Origin of the sequence: Stenotrophomonas sp. AR029 (assembly GCF_047520695.2) — a bacterium.
Lineage (GTDB): Bacteria > Pseudomonadota > Gammaproteobacteria > Xanthomonadales > Xanthomonadaceae > Stenotrophomonas > Stenotrophomonas sepilia.
Genome location: NZ_JAXBQQ020000006.1, coordinates 34224 through 46499, shown reverse-complemented (window position 1 = coordinate 46499; position 12276 = coordinate 34224). Strand labels below are relative to the sequence as shown.

Genomic DNA, 12276 nt, shown 5'->3' with positions numbered 1-12276 from the left:
GGGGGGGGGGGGGGGGCCCCCCCCCCCCCCCCCGCTCTGCCCGTGTAGTGCCGAGCCCGCGCTCGGCATTCTTTCAAAGAAGGGGTCAGATCCGTTTCCCGGAGGAAACGGATCTGACCCCGGACACCATTCGATCAGCGGCGGTCTTCATCCACGCATGGCGTGAATCTACTGAAGGCCGCTGCAGCGCTGTCGAACCCGAGCATCAACAGCAGCGGCCACCATTGCGCCCGCCGTAGCGGGCTTCCTGGCGCTCGCGGAAGAACGTCTTGTAGTCCATCGGCTCCTGGTCCGGATGCTTTTCCAGCATATGCCGGACGTAGTTGTCGTAATCAGGAATGCCACAGCACAGTCGTGCGGTCTGCACCAGGCGCCGCCAGATGCGGCGGTGCGCCTGGTACTGGCCGGCGGGAACCAGTTGCGTACTCATCACAGATCCACCATTTCATGCGGCTTCAGCGCCACGTAAGGGGTCTCGCGGTCGCTGCGCTGCGGATTGCGGCGTGCCGCCAGGATGGTCTTGATCGAATACACCAGGACTGCGCCCACCACCAGCAGGAACAGCGCGGTCAGGCCGGTATTGACGTAGGCGTTGACCACGATCTGCTTCATCTGCGCCACCGACTTGGCCGGCGCCGTGATCGTGTCGCTGGCGAGCGCGGCCTGGAACTTGTGTGCCTGTGCCAGGAAACCCTGCGCCGGGTTGCTGTCGAAGATCTTGATGAAGCCGGCATAGGTGGTGCAGATCAGCAGCCACACCGCCGGTACCGCAGTGACCCACGCATAGCGGTCGCGCTTCATCTTGAACAGCACTACCGTGCCCAGCATCAGCGCGATACCGGCCAGCATCTGGTTGGAGATGCCGAACAACGGCCACAGGGTCTGGATGCCGCCGAACGGATCGACCACACCGGTGTAGAGCAGGTAGCCCCACAGCGCCACGCAGCCGGCGGTACCGATGATGTTGGCGGTCCACGACTCGGTCTTCTTCAGCGCCGGCACGAAGTTGCCCAGCAGGTCCTGCAGCATGAAGCGTCCAGCACGGGTGCCGGCGTCCACCGCGGTCAGGATGAACAATGCTTCGAACAGGATCGCGAAGTGGTACCAGAACGCCATCATTGCGTCGCTGCCACTGGGGATTGCTTCGTGCAGGATCTGCGCGATGCCCACCGCCAGTGTCGGCGCGCCACCTGCACGATGCAGGATGGTCGGCTCGCCGATCGCCGCCGCGGTCGCGGTCAGCTGCTCCGGCGTGATGGTGAAGCCCCAGGTGTTGGTGATGTAGTGCGCCGCCGACGCAGCATCGGCACCGATCACCGCGGCCGGGCTGTTCATCGCGAAGTAGATGCCCGGGTCGATGATCGATGCGGCCACCAGTGCCATCACCGCCACGAACGATTCCATCAGCATGCCGCCGTAGCCGATGTAGCGCATGTGCGCTTCATTGGCCAGCAGCTTCGGCGTGGTGCCGGAGGAAATCAGCGCATGGAAACCAGAGACCGCACCGCAGGCGATGGTGATGAACAGGAACGGGAACATGCCGCCCTTCCACACCGGGCCGTCGCCACTGGCGGCGAACTGGGTCAGCGCCGGCATCTTCAGTTCCGGCATCACGATCAGGATGCCGACGGCCAGCGCGATGATCGTGCCGATCTTGAGGAAGGTCGACAGGTAGTCGCGCGGGGCCAGCAACAGCCACACCGGCAGCACCGATGCGACGAAGCCGTAGCCGATCAGCATCCAGGTGATCTGGGTGCCAGTGAACGTGAACGCCGGGCCCCACACCGGGTCGGCGGCGACCTTGCCGCCGTACCAGATCGCGGCCAGCAGCAGGATCAGGCCGACCACCGAGATCTCGCCGATCTTGCCGGGGCGGATATAGCGCATGTACACGCCCATCAGGATGGCGATAGGCATCGTCGCGATTACCGTGAACATGCCCCACGGGCTTTCGGCCAGCGCCTTGACCACCACCATCGCCAGCACCGCCAGGATGATGATCATGATCAGGAACGCACCGAACAACGCGATGGTGCCGGGTACCTGGCCCATCTCTTCTCTTACCAGGTCGCCCAGCGAACGGCCGTTGCGACGGCTGGACAGGAACAGCACCATGAAGTCCTGCACCGCACCGGCCAGCACCACGCCCACCACCAGCCACAGCAGTCCAGGCAGGTAGCCCATCTGCGCGGCCAGGACCGGGCCGACCAGCGGGCCGGCGCCGGCGATGGCGGCGAAGTGGTGGCCGAACAATACGTGCTTGTTGGTGGGCACGTAGTCCAGGCCATCGTTGTTGATCACCGCCGGCGTGGCCCGGGTCGGATCGAGCTGCATCACCTTGTTGGCGATGAACAGGCTGTAGAAGCGGTAGGCCACCAGGTACAGCGACACCGCGGCGACGACGATCCACAGCGCATTGATGTGTTCGCCGCGGCGCAGGGCCACGGTGCCCAGACAGAAGGCGCCGAGCAGGGCGAGGACCGCCCAGCCTATTTTGGAAAACCCTTTCATGAGGTGCTCTCTCCCGGAAAGACAGTCAAAGAGTCCCGCGTGCCCTCGACAGGGTCAATTGGCACAGGACGAATCGGCGGTAGTACTTTGGTCGTACGCTTGTTGTGCTGACGTGCAGCGAACATCAGGGATGGAACAATCGGTTGCGGCGCCGTCCATTGGCGTGTGGCCGTGCGGCGTCCATCTTCAGTGGCATCCATCCAACAGGAGTCGCCATGAGCTTTCCCGAACCGGTCCGCGTGCTGCGGACCATCCGTGGCATGCCCACCTCCGACGGTGCCGGCGTGCGCCTGACCCGCGTCATCGGTGGCCCGACGCTGCCCGACCTCGATCCGTTCCTGCTGCTCGATGAATTCGGCACCGACCGCGCCGAGGACTACATCGCCGGTTTCCCGGAGCATCCGCACCGCGGATTCGAGACCGTCACCTACATGCTCGACGGGCGCATGCGGCATCGCGACAACCATGGCAACGAAGGGCTGCTGACCCCGGGCAGCGTGCAGTGGATGACCGCTGGCCGTGGCCTGGTGCATTCGGAGATGCCCGAGCAGGAGAGCGGGCAGATGCGCGGTTTCCAGCTGTGGGTGAATCTGCCGGCGAAGGAGAAGATGACCGAGCCGAAGTACCAGGAGTTCGCGCCTGAGCGGATTCCGGTGGTGCACCCGGAAGCGGGCGTGGAGGTGAAGGTGATTGCTGGCACGGTCGATGGCACCCGCGGCCCGATCGTGCAACCGGCCACCGACCCGCTCTACCTCGACATCACGCTGGCGCCCGACCGTGCCTGGACCTATGCGCTGCCGGAAGGGCACAACGCCTTTGCGTACGTATTCGAAGGTGGCGTGACCGTGGGTGAGCAGGACGCCGCGCGCGACGTCGCCCGCCAGGAACTGGCGGTGCTGGGCGGTGGCGAGCAGTTGCACATCTCGGCCGGCAATGAAGGCGCGCGCCTGATCCTGGTGGCCGGCCGTCCGCTGCGCGAACCGGTGATGCGCCACGGGCCGTTCGTGATGAACACGCGGCAGGAACTGATGCAGGCCTTCGTCGATTTCCAGGAAGGCAAGTTCTGACGTAGTACCGGCCGCTGGCCGGCAACTGCCTCGCATGGAGGCGGATCGGGGTGCCGGCCAGCGACCGGCACAACCGTTGGATGGGGTCGCGCTGCGGGGATGCTGCCAGGCAGTCATCCCCGTCATCTTCAGCGCCCGGCGGCCACGGCCGACGGGGTCAGGCTCATGCCCTGCGCCAGCTGTTGCAGTGACCCCAGCTCCTGCGCGCTGTCCGGATACAGCGAAATCTGCGCGTAACGCCCCTTGTCGAGCTTGACCACGCTGATGCGCCGTTCGGCATACCCCGGCGGTTGCTGGCCGCCCAGGTCGGGCTGGTACCAGTACAGCGATTCACCGCCGAAGCTGCCTTTTTCCTGCCGCAGCGAGCGGTTCAGCGGAATGGACGGGTCACGCGCGCTGAGCATCAGGCTCAGCACTTCGCGGCCATCAGGGGTGCTGGCGCGGCAGACCAGGAAATCGGCCTGCACCTGCTGCTGCCACTGCAGACCGCTGCTGGCCGGCAGCGAAGGACATTCGGACGGCGCCTGCGCGGCGGCGTGGGCCGCAGCGAAAAGCAGGCTCGACAACATGACAGGCACGAACTTCATGCATCCCCCAAGGTGATGAATTGGTTGGCTTCGCCAGCAGAGCCGGCGACCATGGCATCCCATCCCCGGACGCCCCCATCCGGCATGTGCACGGACGGTCAACTCAACCTTAACGGAACGTGAGCAATCGCACAATTCGCGGTTGCAAGCGCAACCATTGCGGCCGAGGGTCGGCCGCAATGGTTGCTGCGGGGATCAGCGGTCGTTGCCGATCCACTTGTAGATCAGGCCGCCAATCGCGCCACCCAGCAACGGGGCGACCCAGAACAGCCACAACTGGCTGACCGCACCGCTGCCGGCGAAGAAGGCAACGGCCGTGGAGCGGGCCGGGTTCACCGAGGTGTTGGTGACCGGGATGCTGATCAGGTGGATCAGGGTCAGCGACAGGCCGATCGCCAGCGGGGCGAACCCGGCCGGTGCCTTGCCGTGGGTGGAGCCCATGATCACGATCAGGAACACCGCGGTCAGGACCACTTCGCACAGGAAGGCCGCAGCCACGCTGTAACCACCGGGCGACAGCGCGCCATAGCCATTGCTGGCGAACGCTCCGGCCTGGCTGCCATCGATGGCGAAGCCGCTGGCGCCGGAGGCGATCTGCAGCAGGATGAAGCCGGCCAGCAGGCCGCCCGCAACCTGGGCGATGATGTACGGCACCAGGTCCTTGGTCGGGAAACGACCACCGGCCCACAGGCCGACGCTGACCGCCGGATTGAAGTGCGCACCGGAGATATGGCCGAACGCATAGGCGCCGGTCACCACGGTCAGGCCGAAGGCGAGCGCCACGCCGAGGAAGCCGATACCCAGCGGATTGCCGTCACCACCGAACTTGGCGGCCAGCACTGCACTGCCACAGCCACCCAGAACCAGCCAGAACGTGCCGAGGAACTCGGCGGACAAGCGTTTACCCATGCTCATGTGTTGCACTCCTTTGACGGTCGAAAGTGTGATTTATGTCACATTTCAATGATCAGCGGGTGACTGTAGCGTCAACGCCGGGTGCAGGAATACACCCTCGGATGTGTGCAACACGCGATGCTCAGTACTGCGGCAGCGGGATGAACTCCTTGTCGTCGCCGGGGATGGTGCCGAAGCGACCGGCTTCCCAATCGTGCTTCGCCTGCTCGATACGCTCTTTCGAGCTGGACACGAAGTTCCACCACAGGTGGCGCGGGCCATCCAGCGGCTCGCCACCGAACAGCATCGCCTTCACCGGTGTCTTTGCGCGCAGGCGGCCGCGTGCGCCGGCTTCGGGGATGACCAGGTGCTGTGCGGGAATGTCCACGCCATCCAACTGCGCGTCGCCCTCAAGGATGTACAACGCGCGCTCGCGGTGACCGTCGTCGATGTCGATTTCCGCGTCCGGGTCCAGATCGATCGCCACATTGAGCGTATCGGCGAACACTTTCACCGGCGATTCCTCGCCATAGGCGCGGCCAGCGATCACCCGAAGCCAGGCACCCTTGCGGCGCTGCTCGGGCAGGGTGGCAGCGGCATGGTGATAGAACGCCGGCTCGATTTCCTCATGCGACTTCGGCAACGCGACCCAGGTCTGCATGCCGTGGATCGGGTTGTCATGGTCGCGGTCCGATTGTGGCGTGCGTTCGGAATGGGCGATGCCGCGGCCGGCGGTCATCCAGTTGACGTCACCGGGACGAATCACCTGATCCGAGCCCAGGGTGTCGCGGTGGCCGATGGCGCCCGACCACAGATAGGTAACCGTGGCCAGGCCGATGTGCGGATGCGGGCGCACGTCGATGGCGGTGCCGGGGTGCATCAGTGCCGGGCCCATCTGGTCGACGAACACGAACGAGCCGATGCTGCGCGCCTGCAGGGTGGGGACGGCGCGGCGGACTTCGAGGCCGCCAATGTCGTGCACGCGCGGGGCGATGATGGTGGTCATGCGGGCGTTCTCGCTGGCAGGGATCAGGTGGTCAGCATCGCATGCGGCTGTGACGGGGACATGCCTCGTATGGGTAACAGGGTGTTCCAGCCAACGGCGCAGCCCCTCGTGGCTGGTTGCTTGGTCGCTGAAGGCAGAAGCAAAAGCAGAAACCGCGCTTGGCCGGGCGGGTGGGTGGCGCAGGACACGCCGTAAACCCGTCCATGGGGGCTCGATGGCGCCATCCATGGCGCCAACGGTCCTGCGCAACCCACCCGCCCGACCTCTGACAGTTTCCGTGTGCGTCCAGCCACGGAGAAGAAAATAGAAAATCAAAATCAAACGCCGGTCGCTTCGCTCTTGGTGTCGACCAAGGTCGACACCCGCCAGTTCGTAATGATCCGTGCTGAACAAGGTCGACACCTACAGCCATCGCAGTTCACCCACCGTCACCGGGAAACTGTCAGGGGTGGGGCGGTGTCGGGTTGCGGGGTGTCCGCGGCATGGATGCCGCGGCCAAGCCCCCAAGGACGGGTTTACGGCGTCCCCGCAACCCGACACCGCCCCGCCCAACAAACAGAAAAGCCAGAGCCGGCTGTTGCTCTGGCTCTGGCTCTGGGTTTGGCTTTTGCTTCGGCGGTTGCCTCTGCGGGTGCCGGGCCGCAGGCCCGGCCGATCAACTCAAACCACTGGTTCGCGCAGGGCGGGGTTGTCCCAGCCCGGGCGCGGGGCGAAACGGTCGCCGTGGCGCTGCTGCAGCGCCTTCAACCGCTCGACGATCGCATCGGCACCGACCGCACGGATGTGCTGGATCGGACCGCCGCGGAACGGGGCGAAACCGGTGCCGAAGATCACGCCGGCATCCAGCAGGTCCGCATCGGCCACCACGCCTTCGTGCAGGCACGCCACTGCCTCGTTCAACAGCGGCAGGATCAGGCGGTCTTCCAGGTCGGCCGGGGCCTGGTAGTCGCTGGCCACGTCCGGCTTCTTCGGCTTGCCGTTTTCCCAGGTGTAGATGCCCTGGCCATCCTTCTTGCCACGCTTGTCCGGTTCCACCGTCTGCAGCGCGGCCGGAATCTGCAGGCCCAGGAACGGTGCCAGTTCGCGGCCGACTCCGGCGGCCACGTCCAGGCCGACGGTATCGATCAGTTCGATCGGGCCCATCGGCATGCCGAACTTCACTGCGGCCTTGTCGATCACCGGGCCCGGGACGCCTTCGGCGTAGGCGGTGGCCGCTTCCAGCATGTACGGGAACAGCACGCGGTTGACCAGGAAGCCCGGACTGCCGGCCACCGGCACCGGGAACTTGCCCAGCGCCTTGCAGAACGCGGCCAGGCGGCGCTCGGTCTCCGGCGCCATGCCATCGTGGTGGATGATTTCCACCAGCGGCATCTGCGCTACCGGGTTGAAGTAGTGCAGGCCGGCGAACTGCGCCGGGCGCTGGATGTGATCGCGCAGTTCCACCAGTGGGATCGACGAGGTATTGGTGGTCAGCAGGGCGTCCTGCTTCATCTTCGGTTCCAGCGTCTGGTACAGCGCACGCTTGGCTTCCGGGTTCTCGATGATCGCCTCGATCACCAGATCCGCTTCGGCAACCCCATTGCCTTCCAGGTCGGCACGCAGGCGTGCGGCCACGGCGGGGCGCTTGCTTTCGTCGCGCACCTTCTTGGCGAACAGCGCCTGCGCGCGTTCCATGGCCGGGTCGATGAAGCGCTGCTCGCGGTCCTGCAGGGTCACCTCGAAGCCCTTGTAAGCGGCCCACGCGGCGATGTCGCCGCCCATCACGCCGGCGCCGACCACGTGCACGTGACGGATGCCGGAATCACCACTGCCCAGGCCCTTCAGTCGCTCGGTGAGGAAGAAGATACGGATCAGATTGCGCGCGGTCGGTGTACTGGCCAGCTTGACCACGGCGCGCCGCTCGGCGTCCAGGCGGGCCTGGATGGGCTTGCCGCCACTGCGTTGCCAGGTGCTGATCAGCGCGTACGGCGCCGGGTACTGGTCCTTCTTCGCCTTGCGTGCGACCTGCTTGACCATCTGCGGCGCCAGCAGCCTGCGTGCCAGCCAGGTGTTGGTGGCCCATGCCGTCGCGCGCTGCTTGAACGGGCGGGTGGTGCCGGACAGCGCCAGCGCGACGGCGGTGTCGAGCACCACCGCTGGCGCCACCACCTTGTCGACCAGGCCGATGCCACGCGCGGCCGAGGCCGACAGGGTGCGGCCGGTCAGCATCAAGTCCATTGCCGCCGGCGCGCCCACCAACTGCGGCAGGCGGGCGCTGCCGCCCCAGCCCGGGAAGATGCCAAGCTGGGTTTCCGGCAGGCCGATGCGGGTGCTGCTGTCATTGGACGCCACGCGGTAGCGGCAGGCCAGCGCCAGTTCGGTGCCGCCTCCCAGGCAGTGGCCGTGGATCGCCGCAACGGTGGGGCAGGGCAGCTCGGCCAGCTTCTGATAGGTGGCCTGGCCACGACGGATCGCGTCATTGACGGTGCCGCGACGGTCGAATTCCTGGAACTCCTTCAGGTCGGCACCGGCAATGAAGCCGGCCTTCTTCAGCGACTGGACCACCACGCCCTTGGGTGGGTCCAGCGCGATGCGCTCAAGCAGGTCGCCCAGCTCCAGCAGCACGTCCTGCGACATCGCGTTGACGCTGCTGTCCTGACGATCCAGGGAGAGAACCACCACGCCGTCGTCGCGGATCTCGGGGTGCCAGTGGCTGAAGCGGAGACCATCGAAGCCTGAAAGCATGGACGTTCCATCCGGTTGTGTATGGAGAAGCGGCTATGATCCAGAGGTTGTTTCCCTCGCGTCAAATCCCAATAGCAGGGGAGTGGCGCCCCCGGATCCATGGCCGTGGACCGGGACGCTAACGGAACGGTGGTTAAAAGCTGGTGCGGCGCCAGGTGATCGGCGACTGAACTTTTCCCGGGATTGGCAGTCTCATTGCCCGACGTCGGTTGGGCTGACAGGAGTGCGGCCCCTCATGGCCGAGGTTGATACACCACAGGAGCTGGATCTGGAACTGGTCCGGCGCGTGCAGCACGGCGAGAGTGCCGCCTTCGATGTCCTGGTGCGCAAGTACCAGCATCGGGTGGTGGCCCTCGTCGGTCGCTACATCGCCGACTGGAGCGAATGTCAGGACGTCGCCCAGGACACTTTCATCCGTGCCTACCGCGCGATCGGGAGTTTCCGTGGCGATGCCCAGTTCTCAACCTGGTTGCATCGAATCGCCGTGAATACCGCCAAAAACTACCTGGCTTCACACAATCGACGGCCGCCGACCGATGACATCGACATCGGTGATGCCGAACAGTTCGACAGTGGTACGCGCCTGCGTGACACCGACACGCCCGAACGCGAGTTGATGCGCCAGGAGCTGGAACAGACGGTGATGAAGGCCGTCAACGCGCTGCCGGAAGAACTCCGGTCAGCGATCACCCTGCGCGAGGTGGAAGGCCTGAGCTACGAGGATATCGCGCAGAAGATGGGGTGCCCGATCGGCACGGTGCGTTCACGGATCTTCCGGGCGCGCGAGGCGATCGACACCGAACTCCGGCCGCTGCTGGACATCGGCAGCGCCACCCGTGAGAAGAGCCGCGTATGACCAGTAACCCGTTCAACGAATCGCAGAACCATCAATCGCCCGCCGGGCAGCGCCTGGACCAGCGCCATCGCGAGCAGCTGTCGGCCCTGGTCGATGGCGAGCTGGGCGCCGATGAAGCGCGTTTCCTGCTGCGCCGGATGGAGCACGACCCCGAGCTGGCCGGTTGCCAGGAGCGCTGGCAGCTGCTGGGCGACGTGATGCGCGGGCAGGCGTCGGCACTGGCTCCGGCCGGGTTCAGTGCCGCCGTGGCTGCCGCCATCGCGGCCGAGCCGACGCCGCAGGCCGAGCCGCGTCGCCAGGTACGTCGCAGTGGCTGGCGGGCCTGGGGCGGCGGCGCGGCTCTGGCCGCATCGGTTGCTGCGGTCGCCCTGTTCATGGGGGGCGAGAAGCTGAAGGAGGCCACTCCCGGCGAGCCATTGGCCCCCCAGGTGATCGCCAGCCAGGCGGAACTGCCGCCGGCGCCGACCTCGCCGGCCCCGGTGACTGAAGCATCGGTGGATACCGCCGCGATGGCCGTGGCGGCGGCGCCGGCTGTGGCGATGGCTGCTACCAGCCGTCGCCAGGACGCCCGCCGCGCCAGTGCAACCCGCAGCCAGCAGGCCGCGCGTGCCGCCCAGCGCGATGACGCTCCGCAGCGCGCCATCGCCGCCGTGCAGGCACCGCTGGCTCCGACCGTACCGGCCAACGCCAACCGCAACCTGCCATTCGGCGAGGTCGGCGGGCTGCAGGCCCGGCCGTGGCCGCGCTCCAGCCTGGCGCCGACCGCAGGTGGCGCGCTCAATGCCAGTTTCCCGGCCCGCGCCGGCGGTGCCGCGTTCTACCCGTTCGAGCCGCGCCTGCAGGACGACCTGCCGGTGCCGCCGCGCCCGCGCGACTGAGCCGGGCGCCTTCACGCCCCGCCGTCGGCGGGGCCCGTATTCCTCTTTCCATCCGACCCGGAGGTTGCCGTCCGATGACTCCCCGACTTCGCACGCAGGCCATTGGCCTGCTGGCTCTGACCCTTCCCCTGGTGGCCTGCGCGCAGGCGCCGGCGCCTGCCGCCCCGGCCCAGCCTGCGCCGGCCGCGGCGCCGCGGGCGCCTGCACAACCGCTGGTCAGCGGCCTGCCCGACTTCACCAACCTGGTCGAACAGGTCGGCCCGGGCGTGGTCAACGTCGACACCACCATCGTCCGCAACAACCGCCAGGCCTCGCGCGGCCCGATGGGCGACGATGACATGCCCGAGTTCTTCCGCCGCTTCTTCGGCCCTGACTTCCCGATGCCGGGGCAGGGGCCGGGTGGGCAGGATGGCGGTCCCAGCATCAAGGGGCGTGGCATGGGATCGGGCTTCATCATCTCGCCCGATGGCTATGTACTGACCAACTACCACGTGGTGGCCGACGCCAGCGAGGTGAAGGTCAAACTGGGCGACAGCCGCGAGTTCACCGCCAAGGTGGTGGGCAGCGACCAGCAGTACGACGTGGCCCTGCTCAAGATCGATGGCAAGAACCTGCCCACCGTGCGCGTGGGTGATTCCAACACCCTGAAGCCGGGCCAATGGGTTGTCGCGATCGGCTCGCCGTTCGGCCTCGACCATTCCGTTACCGCCGGCGTGGTCAGCGCCGTCGGTCGCAGTACGGGGGGGCCTGACCAGCGCTACGTGCCGTTCATCCAGACCGACGTGGCGATCAACCAGGGCAATTCCGGCGGTCCGCTGCTGAACACCCGCGGCGAAGTGGTCGGCATCAACTCGCAGATCTTCTCGGCCTCCGGCGGCTACATGGGCATCAGCTTCGCGATCCCGATCGACCTGGCGATGAGCGCGGTCGAGCAGATCAAGAAGAGCGGCAAGGTCACCCGCGGCCAGCTCGGCGCGGTGGTCGAACCGATCGATTCGCTGAAGGCGCAGGGACTGGGCCTGCCGGACAGCCGCGGCGCGCTGGTCAACCAGATCGTGGCCGGCAGTGCGGCCGCCAAGGCCGGCGTGCAGGTGGGCGATGTCATCCGCTCGGTCAACGGCAGCGCGGTCAACAGCTGGTCCGACCTGCCGCCGCTGATCGGTGCGATGGCGCCGGGCAGCAAGGTGAACCTGGTGGTTTACCGCGACGGCAAGCCGCATGAGCTCAGTGCCACGCTGACCGCACTGAGCGAGGACGGGCAGGGCAATGCCCGCGGGCCGTCGGCTGGCGCTGGCGAGGCGGCTCCGCAGACCGGTGCCAACGCCCTGCTGGGGCTGGACGTCAGCGACCTGAACGCGGCCCAGCGCAAGCAGCTGGGGCTCAACGGCAATGAAGGCGTGCGCATCACCGGGGTCAAGGGCCAGGCAGCACGCGATGCCGGCCTGTCGCCGGGCATGGTGATCCTGCAGGTCGGCCGCACTGCGGTCGGCAGCGTGGATGCCCTGAACCGGGCGTTGTCCAGCTTCAAGAAGGACGACGTGGTGATGCTGCTGGTCCGCACGGCCAACGGCAACAGCGCCTTCGTGGCGGTGAAGGCCGGCCAGTAAGGCCCCTGCCAGGGCCGCTTCGGCGGCGCCGGCGTCGTCAGGGTAACGGTCGATTATCGCACGCCCGGCGCCCGGCCGCGAAAACTGCCTCATCGGACCGGGTCCAGAACGGACGAAGCCCCGCCGGGGCGGGGCTTCGGGGGCGG

Annotated in this window: 10 protein-coding genes; 4 read left to right on the top strand and 6 right to left on the bottom strand. The window is 66.9% G+C overall.

Going from position 1 to position 12276, the window contains the following annotated elements; genetic code table 11:
• Positions 1-205: 205 nt before the first annotated feature.
• On the bottom strand, positions 206-430 hold the full coding sequence (locus tag ACM0PB_RS16755; protein ID WP_005410613.1) for a YbdD/YjiX family protein: 225 nt from the start codon (positions 428-430) through the stop codon (positions 206-208).
• On the bottom strand, positions 430-2511 hold the full coding sequence (locus ACM0PB_RS16750) for a carbon starvation CstA family protein (protein ID WP_005418274.1): 2082 nt from the start codon (positions 2509-2511) through the stop codon (positions 430-432). The genes ACM0PB_RS16755 and ACM0PB_RS16750 overlap by 1 nt, the downstream gene beginning before the upstream one ends.
• Before the next feature lie 215 nt (positions 2512-2726).
• Between ACM0PB_RS16750 and ACM0PB_RS16745 the strand changes: the two genes are divergently transcribed.
• Positions 2727-3578, top strand: a complete 852-nt coding sequence (locus tag ACM0PB_RS16745) for a pirin family protein (protein WP_053499689.1) — start codon at positions 2727-2729, stop codon at positions 3576-3578.
• A gap of 128 nt (positions 3579-3706) precedes the next feature.
• Here ACM0PB_RS16745 and ACM0PB_RS16740 read toward each other — a convergent pair whose 3' ends face one another.
• The 4 genes from ACM0PB_RS16740 to ACM0PB_RS16725 all read right to left on the bottom strand — a co-directional run bounded on the left by ACM0PB_RS16740 (position 3707) and on the right by ACM0PB_RS16725 (position 8789).
• Positions 3707-4165 carry a hypothetical protein gene (locus ACM0PB_RS16740; protein ID WP_032954397.1) on the bottom strand — a complete coding sequence of 153 codons (459 nt, stop codon included), beginning with the start codon at positions 4163-4165 and terminating at the stop codon, positions 3707-3709.
• A 195-nt stretch (positions 4166-4360) separates the two neighbouring features.
• Complete coding sequence (aqpZ, locus tag ACM0PB_RS16735) at positions 4361-5080, bottom strand: aquaporin Z (protein ID WP_032954396.1); 720 nt, start codon at positions 5078-5080, stop codon at positions 4361-4363.
• A gap of 121 nt (positions 5081-5201) precedes the next feature.
• The gene (locus tag ACM0PB_RS16730) at positions 5202-6065 is read right to left on the bottom strand and encodes a pirin family protein (protein ID WP_005418267.1); all 864 of its coding nucleotides are present in this window, start codon (positions 6063-6065) and stop codon (positions 5202-5204) included.
• A gap of 660 nt (positions 6066-6725) precedes the next feature.
• Positions 6726-8789, bottom strand: a complete 2064-nt coding sequence (locus ACM0PB_RS16725; protein WP_005418265.1) for a 3-hydroxyacyl-CoA dehydrogenase NAD-binding domain-containing protein — start codon at positions 8787-8789, stop codon at positions 6726-6728.
• Positions 8790-9024: 235 nt separating this feature from the next.
• Here ACM0PB_RS16725 and rpoE point away from each other — a divergent pair, with 235 nt between their 5' ends.
• The 3 genes from rpoE (at position 9025) to ACM0PB_RS16710 (ending at position 12130) form a co-directional block, all read left to right on the top strand.
• Positions 9025-9645, top strand: coding sequence for an RNA polymerase sigma factor RpoE (gene rpoE, locus ACM0PB_RS16720; protein ID WP_005418256.1), 621 nt, complete (start codon positions 9025-9027; stop codon positions 9643-9645).
• Positions 9642-10523 (top strand): sigma-E factor negative regulatory protein, encoded by an 882-nt coding sequence (locus tag ACM0PB_RS16715; RefSeq protein ID WP_065179471.1) that lies wholly within the window; start codon positions 9642-9644, stop codon positions 10521-10523. The genes rpoE and ACM0PB_RS16715 overlap by 4 nt, the downstream gene beginning before the upstream one ends.
• A 74-nt stretch (positions 10524-10597) precedes the next feature.
• Positions 10598-12130, top strand: a complete 1533-nt coding sequence (locus tag ACM0PB_RS16710) for a DegQ family serine endoprotease (RefSeq protein ID WP_065185459.1) — start codon at positions 10598-10600, stop codon at positions 12128-12130.
• The last annotated feature ends 146 nt before the right edge of the window (positions 12131-12276 follow it).